The 21146-nt window shown below is 70.3% G+C and carries 13 protein-coding genes and 1 tRNA gene; 11 read left to right on the forward strand and 3 right to left on the reverse strand.

Annotation, left to right across the window (positions count from 1 at the left end):
- Positions 1-105: 105 nt before the first annotated feature.
- Both ASC56_RS27615 and ASC56_RS27620 read left to right on the forward strand, forming a co-directional pair.
- On the forward strand, positions 106-768 hold the full coding sequence (locus tag ASC56_RS27615) for a DegT/DnrJ/EryC1/StrS aminotransferase family protein (protein WP_055494284.1): 663 nt from the start codon (positions 106-108) through the stop codon (positions 766-768).
- An 84-nt stretch (positions 769-852) separates the two neighbouring features.
- A tRNA-Thr gene (locus ASC56_RS27620) sits at positions 853-925 on the forward strand.
- 74 nt (positions 926-999) lie between these two features.
- On the opposite strand, the gene ASC56_RS27625 is transcribed toward ASC56_RS27620, so the two are convergent.
- Positions 1000-3747, reverse strand: a complete 2748-nt coding sequence (locus ASC56_RS27625) for a SpoIIE family protein phosphatase (protein ID WP_055494421.1) — start codon at positions 3745-3747, stop codon at positions 1000-1002.
- A 376-nt stretch (positions 3748-4123) separates the two neighbouring features.
- On the opposite strand from ASC56_RS27625, the gene ASC56_RS27630 reads away from it, so the two are divergent.
- From ASC56_RS27630 to ASC56_RS27670, 9 genes are all read left to right on the forward strand, one after another.
- Positions 4124-9592, forward strand: coding sequence for a HAMP domain-containing protein (locus ASC56_RS27630; protein WP_107309361.1), 5469 nt, complete (start codon positions 4124-4126; stop codon positions 9590-9592).
- Between the two features lie 277 nt (positions 9593-9869).
- The gene (locus ASC56_RS27635) at positions 9870-10553 is read left to right on the forward strand and encodes a two-component system response regulator (protein ID WP_055494286.1); all 684 of its coding nucleotides are present in this window, start codon (positions 9870-9872) and stop codon (positions 10551-10553) included.
- A 190-nt stretch (positions 10554-10743) separates the two neighbouring features.
- On the forward strand, positions 10744-13431 hold the full coding sequence (locus tag ASC56_RS27640) for a DNA translocase FtsK (RefSeq protein WP_079102756.1): 2688 nt from the start codon (positions 10744-10746) through the stop codon (positions 13429-13431).
- Positions 13432-13722: 291 nt separating this feature from the next.
- Entirely contained in the window at positions 13723-14595 is an 873-nt protein-coding gene (locus tag ASC56_RS27645) for a helix-turn-helix domain-containing protein (RefSeq protein WP_055494288.1), read from the forward strand.
- 125 nt (positions 14596-14720) lie between these two features.
- Entirely contained in the window at positions 14721-16193 is a 1473-nt protein-coding gene (gene rimO / locus ASC56_RS27650) for a 30S ribosomal protein S12 methylthiotransferase RimO (RefSeq protein WP_055494289.1), read from the forward strand.
- Positions 16190-17008 (forward strand): CDP-diacylglycerol--glycerol-3-phosphate 3-phosphatidyltransferase, encoded by an 819-nt coding sequence (gene pgsA / locus ASC56_RS27655; protein WP_055494290.1) that lies wholly within the window; start codon positions 16190-16192, stop codon positions 17006-17008. Before rimO ends, pgsA begins: the two co-directional genes overlap by 4 nt.
- Entirely contained in the window at positions 17005-17550 is a 546-nt protein-coding gene (locus ASC56_RS27660) for a CinA family protein (protein WP_055494291.1), read from the forward strand. The genes pgsA and ASC56_RS27660 overlap by 4 nt, the downstream gene beginning before the upstream one ends.
- A 109-nt stretch (positions 17551-17659) precedes the next feature.
- On the forward strand, positions 17660-18037 hold the full coding sequence (locus tag ASC56_RS27665; RefSeq protein WP_037620346.1) for a helix-turn-helix domain-containing protein: 378 nt from the start codon (positions 17660-17662) through the stop codon (positions 18035-18037).
- A 229-nt stretch (positions 18038-18266) separates the two neighbouring features.
- The gene (locus ASC56_RS27670) at positions 18267-18737 is read left to right on the forward strand and encodes a Dps family protein (protein WP_055494292.1); all 471 of its coding nucleotides are present in this window, start codon (positions 18267-18269) and stop codon (positions 18735-18737) included.
- 723 nt (positions 18738-19460) lie between these two features.
- Here the strand turns inward: ASC56_RS27670 and ASC56_RS27680 are convergent.
- On the reverse strand, positions 19461-20222 hold the full coding sequence (locus ASC56_RS27680) for an SDR family NAD(P)-dependent oxidoreductase (protein ID WP_055494293.1): 762 nt from the start codon (positions 20220-20222) through the stop codon (positions 19461-19463).
- A 33-nt stretch (positions 20223-20255) separates the two neighbouring features.
- Positions 20256-21110 (reverse strand): DNA-formamidopyrimidine glycosylase family protein, encoded by an 855-nt coding sequence (locus ASC56_RS27685; RefSeq protein ID WP_055494294.1) that lies wholly within the window; start codon positions 21108-21110, stop codon positions 20256-20258.
- Between the last annotated feature and the right edge of the window lie 36 nt (positions 21111-21146).

A 21146-nucleotide genomic window follows, 5' to 3' on the forward strand; every position in this document is an offset into this window, starting at 1 on the left:
CAGAGCTGGTCCCCGAACTTCGGTTCGGGGACCAGCTCTTTTGTGTTGCGCGACACTTTGCGTTCACATTGCCGGAGCAGCATCCCGGCCATGGGTACTGCTGGAATGCTCAGGGCCGCGGGCGTCGGCACCGGTGACGAGGTCATCGTGCCCGCCTTCGGGAACATCGAGGTTGCCGAGGCCGTGACCCTGACGGGCGCGACGCCGGTCTTCGCCGACATAGACCCGGCGACGTACTGCCTCGACCCCTCCGCCGTCGAAGCAGTGGTGACCCCGCAGACGGCCGCGGTCGTCGTCGTCCACCGCTTCGGGCGGCCGGCGGACGTCGCGGCGCTGCACGACGTCGGCCAGCGGCACGGGCTCCTGGTGCTGGAGCAGGGGGAGTCCGAGACGCCGTACGCCGAGGTGGCGCAGCGTCGGGAGCGGGCCGCGTACCTCGACCGGCGGCTGCGCGGCGTGCGGACGCCCGAGAGCAGCGGCGGTCACACCTACCAGCAGTACGTCGTGCGGGTGCCGGGCAACGGGCGGCCCGACCGGGACGCCTTCGCACGGGCCGTGAAGGCCAGGCGAATTGAGTGCCGGGTGCCGGTGAAGACGCCTGTGCACCGCATTCCGGGATTTCGTCGCGATGTGTATCTGCCCGAGACCGAGCGGGCCGCCGACGAAACGCTCGCGCTGCCGGTGGACGCGTCGCTGACGAGGCGTGAGATGAACCGGATCGTCTCCGCGTGCAACGCGCTGGGCGGATTGCTGCAGCCCGCCTTCTGAGTCCGGGCTCGTGGTTGGGAGCACAGGACTGTTCGAGGTATGATCTACTCCGTTGCCGCGAGGGAGACCTCGACACCGCAACCGGCCCCTATAGCTCAGTCGGCAGAGCGTCTCCATGGTAAGGAGAAGGTCAACGGTTCGATTCCGTTTGGGGGCTCGACGCGGAAGGCCTCGCCCATCAGGGCGGGGCCTTCCGCATGTCCCGACTTGGGCCGGGGGCCCGCCCTTCCCTCAGTCCTTGGGAAGGCCCGGCACCCGCATCGCGAGAATCGCCATGTCGTCCGAAGGCGCGTCGGACGCGAAGCGCTCGACGGCCCGCATGATGCGGGCCGCCACCGCGCCCGCCGTGAGACCCGTGCAGGTCGTCAGGACGTCCGCGAGACCGTCGTCGCCCAACATGCGCGTGCCCTCACGGCGTTCGGTGACGCCGTCCGTGACGCACAGCAGGACGTCGCCCGCGTCCAGGGTCACCGTCTGCTCGTACAGCTCCAGATCGTCCATGACGCCGAGGAGCGGCTGCGGTTCGGCGGCCGGTTCCACCGTGCCGTCCTGGCGCAGACGGAGCGGCAGCGGGTGGCCCGCGCAGACCACCTTCAACACCGCGCTGCCGTCCTCCTGGGGCCACAACTCGCCGTAGAGCAGTGTCAGGAAGCGGCTGCGGGCGCCCTCGTCGAGGATCGCGGAGTTCAGGCGCTCCAGTACCGCCGGACCGCCGAAGCCCTCACGGGCCAGCAGGCGGAGGGCATGGCGGGCCAGGCCCGTCACCGCCGCCGCCTCCGGACCCGTACCGCAGACATCGCCGATGGCGAAGCCGTACGCGCCGTCCCGGATCGGGAACAGGTCGTAGAAGTCGCCGCCGACCTCGTTGCCCTCGCCGGCCGCGCGGTAGATGACCTCGACCTCGACGCCGTCGACGTTCGGGAGCTCCGGCGGGAGCAGGCTGCGCTGGAGGGACTGGCTGATGGCCGTACGCTCCGAGTACAGCCGGGCGTTGTCCAGCGCCAGGGCCGCCCGGCGGCTCAAGTCCTCGGCCAGTTCCAGGATTTCCTGCCGGAAGTGTTCGTCCGTCGGCTTGCCCAGCGTCAGCATGCCGATGACGCGGTTGCGGGCCACGAGCGGGAGGACGACGGTTTCGCCGCCCACCGCCGACGCCGTCGCCAGGGTCGTTCCGATACCGGAGCTGACCGTCTGGGGCTCGCCCCGGTCCAGGCTGCGCATCGAGGTGCGCAGCGCCGCCCGGTGGGCCGCCTCCGCGGGAGCGGTCCAGACCCGGGCGCCCGGCGTCGGGATCGGCTCCGGTGGGGAGATCTTCGACAGAAGCGCCTTGAGGCCGTCGATGCGCTCCTCGTCCTCGTGCAGGACGTAGGAGAGGTACGGCTCCGAGGCCTGGTCGGCGATGGTGTACACCGCGCACCAGGTGGCCAGGGTGGGGATCGTCATCTGGGCCATGAGCGCCAGCGTCTGGTCACGGTCCAGGGTGCCCGCGAGGAGGTCGGAGGCCTCCACGAGGAAGCTCAACGAGCCGCGCCGCAGGCGCTCCAGCTCGCCCAGCCGGGCCGATTCCACGGCGAGGGCGATGCGGTCGGCCGCGAACTGGAGGCGCAGCGCCTCCTCGTTGGAGTAGCGCGAGGGCGCCTCGGCCGCGACTCCGAGGGAGCCGGTGAGGCGGCCCTCCACCTTCAGCGGGACCGTCACGACCGAGCGCATGCCCGTGCCGGCGAGCAGCGGGACCGCACCCGGTACGGCCCCCAGATCGTCGTGGACGGCCGGCATACGGGCGGAGCCGTAGCGGCCGGGGCCCGCCTCGACCGGGACGCGGGCGAAGCGCTGGCGGGCGGAGGGCAGGCCCGTCGAGGCGCGTACCTCCAGCTCCGTCTCGTCGTCGGTGGCCAGGAGGAGGAAGGCCGCGTCTGCGTCGAGCATGTCGCGGGCGCGCTCCACGGTGCGCTGCAGGAGGCCGTCGAGGTCGTCCGGGGGCGGGGAGCCGATGAAGACCTCGAAGGGGTCCGGGGCCTGTCCGTCGGACGCGATCGTGGTGTCGGCGGCGGAGCCGCGCAACGGGGTCTGCAGGACGGCGCGTTCATGGTCGCGCACCAGCAGACAGACCGTGGACGGTTCGCCGGCCGTGTCCCGTACGCGCAGATGGGAGGCGTAGACGGGGGTCACACGGCCGTCGGCGCCGCGGATGCCGTAGCTGCCCTCCCAGCGCGAGAGCTGGAGTGCCTCGGCGACGCCCGTGCCGGTGCCCGGGGTGTGCGGCCAGGCCGCGATGTCGGTGAGCGGTTTGCCGGTGACCTGGTCGGCCGCGTATCCGAAGAGTTCCTCCGCGTCCTCGTTCCAGGCGGCGATGGAGCCGGTGCGGTCGATCTGGACGACCGCGACGCGCACCCGGCTGTCGGCGAGCGGGAGGAGGTCGGGGGGAAGGGAGGGGCCCGCCGCGCGGGTGCCCACCGGGCGCTCGGGCTGGTCCAGCTGGAACCAGACCTGCTTGTGCGTGGGCGTGTACTCGACGCCCCAGCGGCCGGCCAGGGCGGCACAGAGCTGGAGGCCACGGCCGCCCTCGCGGTCCGGGCTGCCCATGTTGATGGCGGTCGTCTGCAGCGGGATCTCGCGTTCCGGATACCGGTCGGCGACCTCGATGCGTACGCCGTCGTCGCTGCGCAGGCACAGGACGTCCGCGAAGGTGCCCGCGTGCACGACGGCGTTGGTGACCAGCTCGCTGGTGAGGACCACGGCGTCGTCGACGATGTCGGCGAACCCCCAGCCCTGGAGCGTGTCACGGACGAAGGACCGGGCGGTGGCGACCGATCGTCCAACGGGCTCGAAGCTGGCGGCCGCGCGCGCGGTGATCACAGAACTCCTCGTCCGGTTCTCGACGTGCGGGGCTTCCGGGCCGACCCGCTCCTGCCGAGGCAGTGGCTGGTTCCCCGTCTGCCGGGGATCCTGGGGTGGTCCCCCGGGATGCAGTCCGGTGGTCATGGTGCGGTGCCCCTCCGATGCCTGCCCGCTCGTGCTCGTGCCACCGCCCAGGCCGGTTGGACCGCTGCGGCTGGACAGCCGCATGCAAGGTTACTTACCTTCGCCGTCCATGCGGATGCCGGTCGGCTGTGTTTCCGTCCGGAGGGTGTGCGGAGCATGTGCGAAGCTGCCGAACTGTTATGGCCTGGTTCAGGCATGGTGAAACACTGGGCAAGCTTGTGGTGAAGGTCCGCACAGGCCGAGTGTCTTCCGCCACTCCGGGCAGGAGCACGCCCGTGTGCCTGGTATATCGGGCAGCACTACGCATCAGTGACCGGTACGTCGAACAGTAACCCTGAGCACAGCAGTGATGGTCGACCCCTGCGGGAGGGACACAGTGGAGTCTGGCGCAGCGACGCGGGGCACAAAGACGCGCGCGAAAGGCGGACAGTCCCTGGGCAGCCAGCGCGGCGCGCGGAAGGGAACCACCGCGGTGGACACGGCGGCCCTGAACCGGCTGCTCGCCGCCCTGGTGTCGATGAGGGACGGCAACTTCCGGAAGCGGCTGACGGTCTCCGGCGACGGAGTGATGTCCGAGATCGCCGCCGTCTTCAACGAGGTGGCCGACCGGAATCTGCATCTGACCGGTGAGCTGGCGCGGGTGCGGCGCATGGTGGGACGTGAGGGAAAGCTCACAGAGCGGCTGGAGACGGGGGCCTGCGAGGGCTCCTGGGGGGCCGCGATCGACGCCTCCAACGCGCTCGTCGACGATCTCGTACGTCCCGTCTCCGAGGTCGGCCGGGTGCTGTCCGCGGTGGCCGAGGGCGATCTGTCGCAGCGCATGGATCTGCGGACGCAGGCGACGGACGGGGCGGGGCATCCGCTGCGCGGGGAGTTCCTCAAGGTCGGGCGTACGGTCAACAATCTGGTCGACCAGCTGTCGACGTTCACCGACGAGGTCACGCGCGTGGCCAGTGAGGTGGGCACCGAGGGCAAGCTGGGCGGGCAGGCCCGGGTGCGCGGTATGTCCGGTTCGTGGAAGGATCTCACGGACTCCGTCAACACCATGGCGTACCGGCTGACCGCGCAGGTGCGGGACATCGCCCTGGTGACCACCGCGGTCGCCAAGGGTGACTTGTCCCGGAAGGTCACGGTTCATGTGGCCGGCGAGATGCTGGAGCTCAAGGAAACCGTCAACACGATGGTGGACCAGCTCTCCTCGTTCTCCTCGGAGGTGACCCGGGTCGCCCGTGAGGTGGGCACCGAGGGCGAACTGGGCGGGCAGGCCCAGGTGCCCGGGGTGGCCGGCGTGTGGAAGGACCTCACCGACTCGGTGAACCTGATGGCCGGCAATCTGACCGCCCAGGTGCGCGGGATCGCGCAGGTGACGACCGCGGTCGCCAACGGTGACCTGTCGCAGAAGGTGACGGTGTCGGCTCGCGGCGAGGTCGCCCAGCTCGCCGAGACGATCAACCAGATGACCGAGACGCTGCGCACCTTCGCGGACGAGGTCACCCGGGTCGCCAACGAGGTCGGCGCCGAGGGCCGGCTCGGCGGGCAGGCGAACGTGCCGGGTGCGGCGGGAACGTGGAAGGACCTCACCGATTCGGTGAACACGGTCTTCCGGAACCTGACCACTCAGGTGCGGGACATCGCCGCCGTGACGACGGCGGTGGCCAACGGTGACCTGTCGCAGAAGGTCACCGTCGATGTCGCCGGCGAGATGCTGGAGCTGAAGAACACCGTCAACGGGATGGTGGACCAGCTGTCCGCCTTCGGCTCCGAGGTCACGCGGGTGGCGCGGGAGATCGGCGTCGAGGGTGAGCTGGGCGGCCAGGCGCAGGTGACCGGTGCGGCGGGCACCTGGAAGGACCTCACGGACTCGGTGAACACCGCGTTCCGCAACCTCACCGGCCAGGTCCGCAACATCGCCCAGGTGACGACGGCGGTGGCCAACGGCGACCTGTCGCAGAAGGTCACCGTGGATGTCTCCGGTGAGATGCTCCAGCTGAAGAACACCGTGAACACGATGGTGGACCAGCTGTCGGCCTTCGCCGACCAGGTGACCCGTATGGCCCGGGACGTGGGCACGGAGGGCCGCCTGGGTGGCCAGGCCGTGGTGCCGGGCGTCAGCGGCACCTGGAAGGAGCTCACCGACTCCGTCAACTTCATGGCCGGGAACCTGACGTCGCAGGTACGGCAGATCGCCCAGGTCACCACGGCGGTGGCCCGCGGTGATCTGTCGCAGAAGATCGACGTGGACGCGCGCGGCGAGATCCTGGAGCTGAAGAACACCATCAACAACCTGGTGGACCAGCTCTCCGCCTTCGCCGAGCAGGTGACGCGGGTGGCCCGTGAGGTGGGCACGGAGGGCCGCCTCGGCGGTCAGGCGCAGGTGCCGGGTGTGGCCGGCGTGTGGCGCGACCTGACCGACTCCGTGAACGGCATGGCAGGCAACCTCACCACCCAGGTGCGCAACATCGCGCAGGTCGCGACCGCGGTGGCCCGCGGTGATCTGTCGCAGAAGATCGACGTGGACGCGCGCGGCGAGATCCTGGAGCTGAAGAACACCATCAACACGATGGTGGACCAGCTGTCCAACTTCGCCGAGCAGGTGACGCGGGTGGCCCGTGAGGTGGGCACCGAGGGCATCCTCGGCGGCCAGGCCGAGGTCCAGGGTGTCTCCGGCACCTGGAAGGACCTCACGCAGTCCGTGAACTTCATGGCGAACAACCTGACCATCCAGGTGCGCAACATCGCCGAGGTCACGACCGCGGTCGCCAAGGGCGACCTGTCGAAGAAGATCACCGTCGACGCCAAGGGCGAGATCCTCGAACTGGTCACCACCGTCAACACGATGGTCGACCAGCTGTCGTCCTTCGCGGAGCAGGTGACGCGAGTGGCCCGCGAGGTGGGCACCGAGGGCATCCTCGGCGGCCAGGCGCACGTGCCCGGTGTCACGGGCATCTGGAAGGACCTCAACGACAACGTCAACCTGATGGCCAACAACCTGACCACGCAGGTGCGCAACATCTCACAGGTCGCGGCGGCCGTCGCCAACGGCGACCTGACGCGGACGGTGACGATCGAGGCGCGCGGCGAGGTCGCGCAGCTCGCCGACACCTTCAACACCATGGTGAAGACGCTGAGTTCGTTCGCCGACCAGGTCACCAAGGTGGCCCGTGAGGTGGGCACGGACGGCATCCTCGGAGGTCAGGCGCACGTACCGGGTGTGGCGGGTACGTGGAAGGACCTCACCGAGTCCGTGAACCAGATGGCGTCCAACCTCACCGGGCAGGTGCGCAACATCGCCATGGTGACCACGGCCATCGCCAAGGGCGACCTGACCAAGAAGATCGACATCGACGCGCGCGGTGAGATCCTCGAACTCAAGACCACGATCAACACGATGGTCGACCAGCTCTCGTCCTTCGCCGAGGAGGTCACCAGGGTCGCCCGCGAGGTGGGCACGGAGGGCCAGCTCGGCGGCCAGGCCCGCGTCCGCGACGTGGACGGCACCTGGCGCGACCTGACGGAGTCGGTGAACGAGATGGCCGGGAACCTGACCCGGCAGGTGCGCGCCATCGCGCGCGTGGCGACCGCGGTGACCCGGGGCGACCTCAACCTGAAGATCGACGTGGACGCCTCCGGCGAGATCCAGGAACTTCAGGACTACATCAACAAGATGATCGCCAACCTGCGCGACACCACGATCGCCAACAAGGAGCAGGACTGGCTCAAGGGCAACCTGGCCCGTATCTCCGCCCTGATGCAGGGACGCCGTGATCTGGACGACGTGGCCAAGCTGATCATGAGCGAGCTGACCCCGGTGGTCTCCGCGCAGCATGGCGCCTTCTTCCTGGCCATGCCGCTGGTCGACGGCAAGGACCGGGGCGCCGACTCGGACGAGGTCTACGAGCTGCGCATGCTGGGGTCGTACGGCTACTCGATGGGCTCCATGCCGACGTCGTTCCGGCCGGGTGAGGCGCTCATCGGGACGGCCGCCAAGGAGAAGCGCACGATCCTGGTGGAGAACGCCCCGAGCGGCTATCTGAAGATCTCGTCCGGGCTCGGGGAGGCGCCGCCCGCGCAGGTGATCGTCCTTCCGGTGCTCTTCGAGGGGAAGGTGCTCGGCGTCATCGAGCTCGCGTCCTTCACGCCCTTCACCCAGATCCAGCGGGACTTCCTCAACCAGATCGCCGAGATGATCGCGACGAGCGTCAACACCATCTCCGTCAACACCAAGACCGAGGTGCTGCTGAAGCAGTCGCAGGAGCTGACCGAGCAACTGAGGCTGCGGTCCGAGGAGTTGGAGCAGCGGCAGAAGGCCCTTCAGGCGTCCAATGCCGAGCTGGAGGAGAAGGCCGAGCTGCTGGCCCAGCAGAACCGCGACATCGAGGTCAAGAACACCGAGATCGAGGAGGCGCGGCAGGTCCTGGAGGAGCGTGCCGAGCAACTCGCGGTGTCGATGCGCTACAAGAGCGAGTTCCTGGCCAACATGTCCCATGAGCTGCGCACGCCGCTCAACTCACTGCTGATCCTGGCCAAGTTGCTGGCCGACAACGCCGAGGGGAACCTTTCGCCGAAGCAGGTCGAGTTCGCCGAGACCATTCACGGGGCCGGCTCCGACCTGCTCCAGCTGATCAACGACATCCTCGACCTGTCGAAGGTGGAGGCGGGCAAGATGGACGTCTCCCCGACGCGCATCGCGCTCGTCCAGCTCGTCGACTACGTGGAGGCCACCTTCCGGCCGCTGACCGCGGAGAAGGGCCTCGACTTCTCCGTACGGGTCTCGCCCGAGCTGCCCGCCACGCTGCACACCGACGAGCAGCGCCTCCTGCAGGTGCTGCGCAACCTGCTGTCCAACGCGGTGAAGTTCACCGATACCGGGGCCGTCGAGCTGGTCATCCGGCCCGCCGGCAGCGACGTTCCGATGGCCATCCGGGAGCAGTTGCTGGAAGCCGGTGCGCTGCGGGATCCCGACGCGGAACTCATCGCGTTCTCCGTCGCCGACACAGGCATCGGCATCGCGGCCAGCAAGATGCGGGTGATCTTCGAGGCGTTCAAGCAGGCCGACGGCACCACGAGCCGGAAGTACGGCGGCACCGGTCTGGGGCTGTCGATCTCCCGCGAGATCGCGCGGCTGCTCGGCGGCGAGATCCACGCGCAGAGCGAGCCCGGGCGTGGCTCCACGTTCACGCTGTACCTGCCACTGCACCCGAGCGAACTGCCGCCGCAGGGCTATGCGCAGCTCGCGCCCGCGCTGGAGGCCGAGGAGCTGCTGGCGTCGGAGGCGGGGCTGTCCGCGCCGGACATCGAGACACCGGCCGAGGTGAAGTCGTACCAGGACACCCAGAACGGGCCCGCCGCGCTGTTCCGGCGCCGGCGCAGGGCGGTCTCGGCGGGCGTGCAGCGCGGCGGCGGCGCGGGGCACGAGCAGTGGGCCGAGGGCCGGCAGGAGGCGCCCCGGCCACGGCAGGGCGTGCGCTTCGACAGCGAGAAGGTCCTGATCGTCGACGACGACATCCGCAACGTCTTCGCACTCACCAGCGTCCTGGAGCAGCACGGTCTGTCGGTGCTGTACGCCGAGAACGGGCGTGAGGGGATCGAGGTCCTGGAACAGCACGACGACGTCGCGGTCGTCCTGATGGACATCATGATGCCCGAGATGGACGGGTACGCCACGACCACGGCGATCCGGCGGATGCCGCAGTTCGCGGGGCTGCCGATCATCGCTCTGACGGCGAAGGCGATGAAGGGCGACCGGGAGAAGGCCATCGAGTCGGGAGCCTCCGACTATGTGACCAAGCCGGTCGATCCCGATCATCTGCTGGCCGTGATGCAGCAGTGGATGCGCGAGGAGTGACGGGAGAGGCGAACGTTCACACGGAGTTGCTGACTGAGTGTGGCCGAAGCCGTGTAGAAGTGCGGGGTGCGGGGAACCTTCTGGTCTCCTGCTGCGTTTCTGCTACGTGCACAGTGACATCGCGGTGACAGGGTGTGGCGACAGGCGGGGTGCGGCTACGATGACCGGCACAAGGACGGGCGGCGCAAGGGAGTCGTCCCCTGGGGCGGCGCCGGGCGGCGTCACCCCGAGTCCTGAGGACAGGGGAGGCCCCAAGCCGGGGCGAGGAGGGCGGCCCATGGTGCAGAAGGCCAAGATCCTCCTGGTCGATGACCGGCCGGAGAATCTGCTGGCGCTGGAGGCCATCCTCTCTGCGCTCGATCAGACGCTGGTCAGGGCATCGTCCGGGGAGGAAGCGCTCAAGGCGCTGTTGACGGACGACTTCGCGGTCATTCTGCTGGATGTCCAGATGCCGGGCATGGACGGTTTCGAGACCGCCGCGCACATCAAGCGACGGGAGCGGACCCGCGACATCCCGATCATCTTCCTGACCGCCATCAACCATGGCCCGCACCACACCTTCCGGGGGTACGCGGCGGGTGCGGTCGACTACATCTCCAAGCCGTTCGACCCGTGGGTGCTCCGGGCGAAGGTCTCGGTGTTCGTCGAGCTCTACATGAAGAACTGCCAACTCCGGGAGCAGGCGGCCCTGCTGCGGCTCCAGCTGGAGGGCGGGGGCAAGTCGGCGACCGGCGAGAGCAAGGAGCCGGCCGGACTGCTCGCCGAGCTCTCCGCGCGGCTGGCAGCCGTGGAGGAGCAGGCGGAGGCGCTGTCCAAGCAGCTCGACGACGACTCGGCGGACGCGGCCGCGGTGGCGACGGCCGCCCATCTCGAACGCAAACTCACCGGGTTGCGCAGGGCGCTGGACGCCCTGGAGCCGGGCACGGGCAGCGGCACACCGCCCGTACCGTCCCAGAGCTGAGGGTTCGTTCAGCGGGGCGGGCAGCGCGCGCTCAGGGTCCGTTCCGCCGGTCGTCCCCACGTCTGCCCCTCGCCGGGCGGTGCGCCGTGCTTGACCTCGCGTCAGTTTCGTGCCTCTCTTGGGGCGACACGAACGGGTGAAGCAGTGGGCACGCGTGTCCCCTGTCGTCTCCACCGGTAACCTCACACTCATGGCCCCACGTCCCGCAGCCAAGAAGTCGCCCGCGAAGAAGGCGGCCGCTCCCAGGAAGGCTCCGGCGAAGAAGGCCCCCGCGAAGAAGGCGCCCGCCCGGAAGGCACCGGCGAAGAAGGCTGCCCCGGCGCCGGCGCCCAATCCGACGGCGGGTGTGTTCAGACTCGTAAGCGCCCTCTGGCTCGGCCTCGCGCACGCCGTCGGAGCCATGCTCCGCGGCATAGGGCGGGGCGCCAAGGGGCTCGACCCGGCGCACCGCAAGGACGGTCTCGCCCTCCTGCTGCTCGCGCTCTCGCTGATCGTCGCCGCCGGCACCTGGGCGAATCTTCGTGGCCCCGTCGGTGGTCTCGTCCAGATGCTGGTGACCGGTGCCTTCGGCCGCCTGGACCTGCTCGTGCCGCTCCTGCTCGGCGCGATCGCGGTGCGCCTGATCCTGCACCCGGAGCGGCCGGAGGCCAACGGCCGTATCGTCATCGGCCTGTCCGCGCTGGTCACCGGTGTGCTCGGCCAGGTGCACATCGCCTGCGGTGCCCCCGCGCGCAGCGACGGCATGCAGGCGATAAGGGACGCCGGCGGGCTCATCGGCTGGGCATCGGCCACCCCGCTGACGTTCACCATGGGTGACGTCCTGGCCGTACCGCTGCTCGCGCTGCTGACCTTCTTCGGCCTGCTGGTGGTCACCGCCACGCCCGTCACCGCCATCCCGCAGCGGCTGCGCCTGCTGGGCCTCAAGCTCGGGATCCTGCACGACCCCGCGGACGAGGGCCACACCGAGGACGACGAGCGCTACGACGAGCAGTGGCGCGAGGCGCTGCCCCGCTCCCGGCGGCGCGCCTCCGCTCCCGGGGAATACGACCCGGCCGGAGCCGAGCAGGAAGCGATCTCCCAGCGCCGGGGCCGGTCGCGCCGCCCGGCCGCGCAGCAGCCCGCCATGGGCCGTCAGATGGACGCCGTGGACGTCGCGGCGGCCGCCGCTGCCGCCCTCGACGGCGCCGTTCTGCATGGCATGCCGCCCTCCCCGGTCGTCGCGGACCTCACCCAGGGGGTGAGCGTGGGCGACCGCGTGGAGGCGACCCCGACACCCGTTCCGGCCGCGCGCCCCCAGCCGGAGAAGCTCCCGGCCGGGTCGGCGGTGCCCGACCTGACCAAGGCGGCTCCGGCGGAGCCCCGCGACCTGCCGCCGCGCGCCGAGCAGCTCCAGCTCTCGGGAGACATCACCTACGCCCTGCCGGCCCTGGACCTCCTGGAGCGCGGCGGACCCGGCAAGGCGCGCAGCGCCGCCAACGACGCCGTCGTCGCCTCGCTCACGAACGTCTTCACCGAGTTCAAGGTCGACGCCGCCGTCACCGGCTTCACACGCGGCCCGACGGTGACCCGGTACGAGGTCGAGCTGGGCCCCGCCGTGAAGGTCGAGCGGATCACCGCCCTCACCAAGAACATCGCGTACGCCGTAGCCAGCCCCGACGTACGGATCATCAGCCCGATCCCCGGCAAGTCCGCCGTGGGCATCGAGATCCCGAACACCGACCGCGAGATGGTCAACCTGGGGGACGTGCTCCGCCTGGCGGAGGCCGCCGAGGACGACCACCCGATGCTGGTCGCGCTCGGCAAGGACGTCGAGGGCGGCTATGTCATGGCGAACATCGCCAAGATGCCCCATGTGCTCGTCGCCGGTGCGACCGGCTCCGGCAAGTCGTCCTGCATCAACTGCCTGATCACCTCGATCATGATGCGCGCCACCCCCGAGGAGGTGCGCATGGTCCTCGTCGACCCCAAGCGCGTCGAGCTGACCGCGTACGAGGGCATCCCGCACCTGATCACGCCGATCATCACCAACCCGAAGCGGGCCGCCGAGGCGCTCCAGTGGGTCGTACGGGAGATGGACCTGCGCTACGACGACCTGGCGGCGTACGGGTTCCGGCACATCGACGACTTCAACGAGGCCATCAGGAACGGCAAGGTCAAGGCCCCCGAGGGCAGCGAGCGTGAACTGCAGCCCTACCCGTACCTGCTGGTGATCGTCGACGAGCTCGCCGACCTGATGATGGTCGCGCCGCGCGACGTCGAGGACGCGATCGTGCGCATCACCCAGCTCGCGCGCGCGGCCGGCATCCATCTGGTGCTCGCCACCCAGCGGCCGTCCGTGGACGTGGTCACCGGTCTGATCAAGGCGAACGTGCCCTCCCGGCTCGCCTTCGCCACCTCCTCCCTCGCCGACTCGCGCGTCATCCTGGACCAGCCCGGCGCCGAGAAGCTGATCGGCAAGGGCGACGGGCTCTTCCTGCCGATGGGCGCGAACAAACCGGTGCGCATGCAGGGCGCGTTCGTGACCGAGGAGGAGGTCGCGGCGGTCGTCCGGCACTGCAAGGGCCAGATGGCGCCCGTCTTCCGCGACGACGTCACGGTCGGCACCAAGCAGAAGAAGGAGATCGACGAGGACATCGGCGACGACCTCGACCTGCTGTGCCAGGCGGCCGAACTGGTCGTCTCCACGCAGTTCGGATCCACCTCGATGCTCCAACGGAAGCTGCGCGTCGGCTTCGCCAAGGCCGGACGGCTGATGGACCTCATGGAGTCGCGGAACATCGTCGGCCCCAGCGAGGGGTCCAAGGCACGTGACGTTCTTGTGAAACCCGACGACCTGGACGGCGTGCTTGCCCTGATCCGTGGGGAGTCTCAACCGTAGGGACGCGGGCGGTCCCGGTTCGCCGTTCGAGTGGGTGTCCCGAGCGGCGTCGTCGGCACCCGGCGGCGCGCTCGGCGACACGACCGTGACCCACTCGTGAGTGATCCGTGAGCAACCGTTTCCCGTCGGCGTTCGTCAACTTGAGGGAAAGGACAGGCAGATGTCCCCACATCAGGATGACCGGCCATTCTGATGGCGTACAAAGTCATACCGCCGGGTTGCCCCACCCTTTCGTAACCCCCCTAGACTGAACTTCCAGCACAGGTGGCTACACGCTCGAAAGGCGCCCCCGTGTCCATCGGCAACTCCCCTGACGGCAACTCCCCTGAGGACGAGCGTCCGTTCGAAGACGACCGTGACGACGCCGCTGCGTCGGATCGCCCCTCGATCGGCCGAGCCCTGCAACAGGCGCGCATCGCGGCCGGGCTGACTGTCGACGACGTCAGCAACGCCACCCGGGTCCGCATCGCCATCGTGCACGCGATCGAACAGGACAACTTCACCCCGTGCGGCGGCGACGTCTACGCCCGCGGTCACATTCGCACGCTCGCCCGGGCGGTGCACATCGACCCGGACCCGCTGCTCGAGCAGTACGCCGCCGAACACGGCGCACGACCCGCCCCGACCCCCGTGACCCCGCTCTTCGAGGCGGAACGTATCCGCCCCGAGCGGCGCGGGCCGAACTGGACCGCGGCCATGGTTGCCGCGATCGTCGTGGTGATCGGCTTCGTCGGGTTCACCGCGATCAAGGGGACCGCCGGCTCGGACACCGCGAAGACGCAGGTCGCCAAGGGCTCCACCCCCTCCACCAGCAAGTCCGCCAAAGCCACGCCCAAGAGCAGCAAGCCGGCCGCCGACCAGAAGCCCGAGCCGTCCGACAGCGCCATCGCGGCCGCACCCAGGGACAAGGTGACCGTCCAGGTGAGCGCCGTCAACGGCCGCAGCTGGATCTCCGCCAAGGACCACAACGGACGGACCCTGTTCGACGGGCTGCTCAAGAAGGGCGACTCACAGACCTTCCAGGACAAGGAGAAGATCGACCTCGTCCTCGGCGACGCGGGCGCCATCCAGCTGTACGTGAACGGCAAGAAGATCCAGGACGCCTTCCAGTCCGGCCAGGTCGAGCGCCTGACCTATACGAAGGGCGACCCCGTCACGGGGTGACGGACGCCCGCGACCGCCCGCGAGGCGGTCCAGCGGCGCTCAAGAGGTGAGGACACACGGGGTTGGCCAAGATCGGCCAACCCCGTCGACATGGGCTGTCAGCGGGACGAAGTAGTCTTGAGCCCATGCCTGAACGCCGTACCGTCGCACTCGTCACCCTTGGCTGCGCCCGTAACGAGGTGGACTCGGAGGAGCTCGCAGGCCGTTTGGAGGCGGACGGCTGGCAGCTCGTGGAGGACGCCGCGGACGCGGACGTCGCCGTCGTGAACACGTGCGGCTTCGTCGAGGCCGCGAAGAAGGACTCCGTGGACGCCCTGCTGGAGGCCAACGACCTCAAGGGCCACAGCAGAACGCAGGCCGTCGTGGCGGTGGGCTGCATGGCCGAGCGGTACGGCAAGGAACTCGCCGAGGCCCTCCCGGAGGCCGACGGCGTGCTCGGCTTCGACGACTACTCGGACATCTCCGACCGCCTCCAGACCATCCTGTCCGGCGGCATCCACGCCTCTCACACGCCGCGCGACCGGCGCAAGCTGCTGCCGATCAGCCCGGCCGAGCGGCAGGAGTCCGCCGCGGACGTCGCCCTGCCGGGGCACGCTCCGGCCGACCTTCCGGAAGGCGTTGCTCCGGCTTCCGGCCCTCGTGCGCCCCTGCGCCGGCGGCTCGACGGCTCGCCCGTCGCCTCGGTGAAGCTCGCCTCCGGCTGCGACCGGCGCTGCTCCTTCTGCGCCATCCCGTCCTTCCGCGGCTCCTTCATCTCGCGCCGCCCCAGCGACGTGCTGAACGAGACGCGCTGGCTGGCCGAGCAGGGCGTCAAGGAGATCATGCTGGTCTCCGAGAACAACACCTCCTACGGCAAGGACCTGGGTGACATCCGTCTGCTGGAGTCCCTGCTGCCCGATCTCGCCGAGGTGGACGGCATCGAGCGCGTCCGGGTCAGCTACCTCCAGCCCGCCGAGATGCGCCCTGGGCTCATCGACGTGCTGACCTCCGTGCCGAAGGTCGCGCCCTACTTCGACCTGTCCTTCCAGCACTCCGCGCCCGGCGTGCTGCGCGCGATGCGGCGCTTCGGCGACACAGACCGCTTCCTGGAGCTGCTCGACACCATCCGCGGCAAGGCGCCGCAGGCCGGCGTGCGCTCCAACTTCATCGTGGGCTTCCCCGGCGAGACCGAGGCCGACCTGGCCGAGCTCGAGCGCTTCCTGAACGGTGCGCGGCTTGATGCGATCGGTGTCTTCGGGTACTCCGACGAGGAGGGCACGGAGGCGGCGACGTACGACAACAAGCTCGACGAGGACGTCGTCGCCGAGCGCCTGGCCCGTGTCTCGCGGCTGGCCGAGGAACTGGTGTCGCAGCGCGCCGAGGAGCGCGTCGGTGAGACCGTGCACGTGCTCGTGGAGTCGGTGGACGAGGAGGAGGGCGCGTACGGCCGCGCCGCGCACCAGGCGCCCGAGACGGACGGCCAGGTGCTGTTCACCAGGGGCACAGGTGTCCGCGTGGGCCGTATCGTCGAGGCGAAGGTGGTCGGTACGGAGGGTGTCGACCTCGTGGCCGAGCCGCTCGAGGGTTCGCTCGGGTGTCCTGAGGAGGCGGGCAGATGACGGGAATCCCGGCATCCGCGGCGGGCGGCTCCTCGGGCGCGCGGGGAGCGGCGTCCACGCCGGGCGCCGCCGGTGGCGCGGGCAGGTCCGGCGCCAGGGCGGCCAAGGGGACGTCCGGGGTCGAGGCCGCCGAGTCGGTCAAGGGACCGGAGGCGTCCGGTGCCTCCGGTGCACAGGAGGGCGCCCGGCCGGGGCGGGGCGGCAAGCTGACGGCGGCCGCGGTCAACCAGGCCAGCGTCTGGAACGTCGCCAACCTCCTCACGATGCTCCGCCTGGTCCTCGTACCGGGCTTCGTGGCGCTGATGCTGGCGGGCGGTGGCTATGACCCCGCGTGGCGCTCGGTCGCCTGGGCGGCCTTCGCCATCGCCATGATCACCGACCTGTTCGACGGCCATCTGGCGCGCACGTACAACCTCGTCACCGACTTCGGGAAGATCGCCGACCCCATCGCCGACAAGGCGATCATGGGGGCGGCGCTGATCTGTCTGTCCTCGCTCGGCGATCTGCCGTGGTGGGTCACGGGAGTGATCCTCGGCCGTGAGCTCGGTATCACCCTGCTGCGCTTCCTGGTCATCCGCTACGGAGTGATCCCGGCGAGCCGCGGCGGCAAGCTGAAGACGCTCACACAGGGCGTCGCCGTCGGAATGTACGTCCTGGCGCTCACGGGGTGGCTGGCCACCCTGAGGTTCTGGGTGATGGCGGCGGCGATCGTGCTGACCGTCGTCACCGGGCTCGACTATGTGAGACAGGCCATTGTGCTGCGCAGGCGAGGCATCGCCGAGCGCCGGGCCGCGGCGGAGGAGGCGGAGCGGTGAACCCCCTGGCCACCGAAGTGCTGCGACTACTCACAGCGAGGGGGGAGACGCTCGCCGTCGCCGAGTCGCTGACCGGTGGTCTGGTGGCCGCGGAGATCACGGCGGCGCCCGGCGCCTCCCAGGCCTTCCGAGGCTCGGTGACCGCGTACGCCACCGATGTGAAGCGGGACCTGCTGGGCGTCGACGGCACTCTGTTGGAGGCACGCGGGGCGGTGGATCCGCAGGTCGCGGCCCAGATGGCGGCCGGAGTGCGCAAGGCGCTCGGCGCGGACTGGGGGCTGGCGACGACCGGTGTGGCCGGCCCCGAGCCGCAGGACGGGAAGCCGATCGGCACGGTCTTCGTGGCCGTGGACGGGCCATTCGAAGGGGTTTCCGACGAACTGGGTGGCGGGAAAGTGGCCTCGCTGCGGTTGAACGGCGACCGTGCGGAAATCCGTATGGAGAGTGTACGGAGCGTACTCGCGCTGCTCGTTCAGGAGCTCGCGGGCGAACAGACCGGGAATGAGCGGGCACAGGATACGGAACAGAACGGGGGGACTTGATGTTTGCAGCCCTGAGTGAACACAACAGCGCTCCCCGCACGGCCGCGGCGCAAGGCGGTACGGTGGGGCGTGAAGGATGCGGTTTCGCGGTCCGAGGAGGGAGCCACCGATGATTCTGCTCCGTCGCCTGCTGGGTGACGTGCTGCGTCGGCAGCGCCAGCGCCAGGGCCGTACTCTGCGCGAAGTCTCCTCGTCCGCCCGAGTTTCGCTCGGCTATCTCTCCGAGGTGGAGCGGGGGCAGAAGGAGGCGTCCTCCGAACTGCTCTCCGCGATCTGCGACGCGCTGGACGTACGGATGTCCGAGCTCATGCGGGAAGTGAGCGACGAGCTCGCGCTCGCCGAGCTGGCACAGTCGGCTGCGGCAACCGAGCCGGTGCCCGCACCGGTGCGTCGCCCGATGCTGAACTCCGTGTCCGTCACCGGTGTCCCACCGGAACGGGTCACGATCAAGGCGCCCGCCGAGGCAGTGGACGTGGTCGCCGCCTGATCTCACGCCCACGGGCGGGTGAGGCGGTGACGTGTGTGAGGGCCCCGGCCGGGGCTTCTCCGGGACTCCCGGAGGGGCGCGGCGGGGGCCTTCGTGCGTCCTGGGCGGTCCCTGGGCGGCCGGGCGCCGGGCCGCCACGAGGCGCGACCCCGTTTGCCGGGCCCGTGCGGTGCGGTCATGGTGGAAAGGCGGGGGCTCGGGATCGTACCTACGCTTGCGGAGGATACCGATGTACGTGGTGAAGAGCCCGCTGTCCGACGCGGACCTCAAGACCGTCTCCGAGGCGCTGCAGGGTGCCCTGGTCGACTTGCTGGACCTCTCCCTCGTGGCCAAGCAGGTGCACTGGAACGTGATCGGGCCGCGCTTCCGCTCCATCCATCTGCAGCTCGACGAAGTCGTCGACAGTGCGCGGCGGCACTCCGACACCGTGGCGGAACGGGCCTCGGCGCTGGGCGTCCCGCCGGACGGGCGCGCGGCCACGGTCGCCCAGGGCAGCGGTATCGGCTCCGTGCCCCAGGGGTGGGTCAAGGACACCGACGCGGTGGGCACGCTCGTATCGGCACTGGGCGCGGTGATCGCGCGCATGCGGGAGCGTGTGGAGGCGACCGCCCAGCCGGACCCCGTCAGCCAGGACATCTTCATCGGCATCACCGCGGACCTCGAGAAGCACCACTGGATGTTCCAGGCGGAGAACGGGTGAGCGCGGAGCACCGCACGGCGCCTGAACGCCCGGGCGGACGCGGGGGCCGGTGCGGCTGTCCGCGCGGGGGAGGGTGTGCGCTGGATGCGCCGTGTGCGACAGATGCCGGGGGCATGCGCTGGGTCCTGTGCGCCTGTGTGCCGCTGGTGCGCCCTCCCTGGCGGTGATCTGCCGGTCTAGGGTCTGGTTCCTCGGGTTGGAGGTGACGGCCATGGCGGGGCGCACAGCGCGCTGGGGGGCGACGCTGACGCTGGGGGCGCTGTGGTGGTGGGGGGTAATCCGACTCGTGCTGGCACCCGATGCTGGGGTGCTGGAGGGGGCGGTCGCGACCGGGGGATGGGGACTTAGCCTCCTGCCGGTGCACTGTGTGCCGAAGGCCAGGGCCGTGGGGGCGGCCGGGTCGGACCGGTGGGTGAGGTCATGGCAGCGGTGGCGGACCGCCAGGGAGCGCGGGAGGGGCGCGCAACCAGGGTGAGGGGTGGGAACGCGGGGGAGCGCGCCGGGCCGGCGGGACCGCCTCCGGAGGCATTCAGGGGGCCTCCGGAGGCGGCGGCCGGCCCGGCCGCGCATCAGCGGCACGGGCGAAGCGGGCAGGGCGGAAGCGAGCACGGGGTACGGCTGGCATGGGAGAAGCGAGCACGGGGTACGGCGGACATGGGAGAAGCGAGCACGAAGGAAGCGAGCACGGCTGTCAGCGGGGGTCCGCGTCACCAGGCACGGGTGTCACCAAGGCATCGCCACGCCGCCGTTGGGGCGGAGGATCTGGCCCGTGGTGAAGGACGAGGCGTCCGAGGCCAGGTGCAGGACCGCGTGGGCGACGTCCTCCGGCTCACCGACCCGGCCCAGCGGTGACAACCGGGCCATGAACACCTCCGTCCGGGCCTGAGCCTGCCCGTGGCGGAGCGTCATCGGCGTACGGGTCCATCCCGGTGCCACCGCGTTGACCCGGATGCCGTGCCGCCCCACCTCCGTCGCCAGGGTCTTCGTGAGCTGCACCACGGCCGCCTTCGCCACGCCGTAGCAGAGCAGGCCGGGTCCGCCGGTGTCGACGGCACCGGAGGCCATGGTGACGATGCTGCCGCGGGTGCCGTCTGCGATCATGCGGAGGGCAGCTTCCTGGCAGGCGTGGAGCACTCCCTTGAAGTTGACGGCCAGTACCCGGTCGAGGTCCTCGTCGCGCGTCTCCAGGACGGGGCTACTGTGCATGATCCCGGCGACGGCCGCCATCGCGTCGAGGCGCTCGCAGGATTCGACCGCCCGTCTGAGCTGCGCCCGGTCGGTCACATCGAGGTGGTGCGTGTGTGCCGTGCCGCCCCGGCCCTTGATCAGAGTCGCCGTCTCGTGCAGGCGCGGTGCGTCGCGGTCCGCGCAGTGCACGGTCGCACCGGCCTCCGCAAGCAGCACGGCCGAGGCACGGCCGATGCCACTGGCGGCGCCGGTGACGAATGCGGTGCGTCCGCTGAGGTCGTACGCCGTGACGGGCATGACAGCGACGGTACGAGCGTTCCTGACGGGTCGTCAATTGGTCGTAAGGCGACGGATGCCGCGCTGGTTCGCCCGCCCCGGGGGTGGTCCGGGCGCCGGAGCCGGGCCCCACTGGCAGGCCGGGCACCAGTAGGTGGGGCGCTCACGGGAGCCGTCGCCCTGGTCGCCCACCCGGATCCGGGTGCCGCAGCGCACACAGGGTCGGGGCGCGCGCCCATAGACGAAGAGGTTCTGTTCGCGCCGTCCCGTGGTGTTGCGCGCCGGGCGCTCGCGGTTCGCCTCCAGCAGCCTCTTGGCGAGGACGGGGAGGTGGGCGGCGTGCTCGGCGGGGAGGTCGCCGACCGGGAGCCAGGGGGTCACCTGGAGCAGGAAGCACAGCTCGCTCTTGAAGACGTTGCCGATACCGGCCAGGTTCCGCTGGTCGAGGAGGGCCTCGCCGAGGGGACGGGCGGGGTCGCGCAGCAGGTTCTCCAGCGCCTTGCCGGGGTCCCAGTCGGGGCCCAGGAGGTCGGGGCCCAGGTGGCCCACGGCGCGCTGCTCGTCGGCGGTGCGCAGCAGTTCCAGGACGGGCAGGCGGTAGCCGACGGCCGTGCGGTCGACGGTGCCGAGGATCGCCCGGATCTGGTGGGCGGGACCGCCGCTCCAGCGCTGCTCCGCCGCGTAGATCTGCCAGGCGCCGTCCATCTTGAGATGTGAGTGCAGCGTGAGCCCGCCCTCGATCCGGGTCAGGAGGTGCTTGCCGCGCGGGGTGACGTCCAGGACGGTACGGCCGGTGAGGTCGGCCGTGGCGTACTTGGGAACCCGGAGGTCGGAACGGGTCAGCACCTTGCCCGCCAGCGCCCCGTGCAGACGCTTCGCGGCTTGGTAGACGGTGTCTCCTTCGGGCATGGGTCAAGGGTGACACGGTCGGGGTGGTGCGGGCGG

This window comes from Streptomyces sp. TP-A0356, assembly GCF_001417775.1.
Classification (GTDB): Bacteria; Actinomycetota; Actinomycetes; order Streptomycetales; family Streptomycetaceae; genus Streptomyces.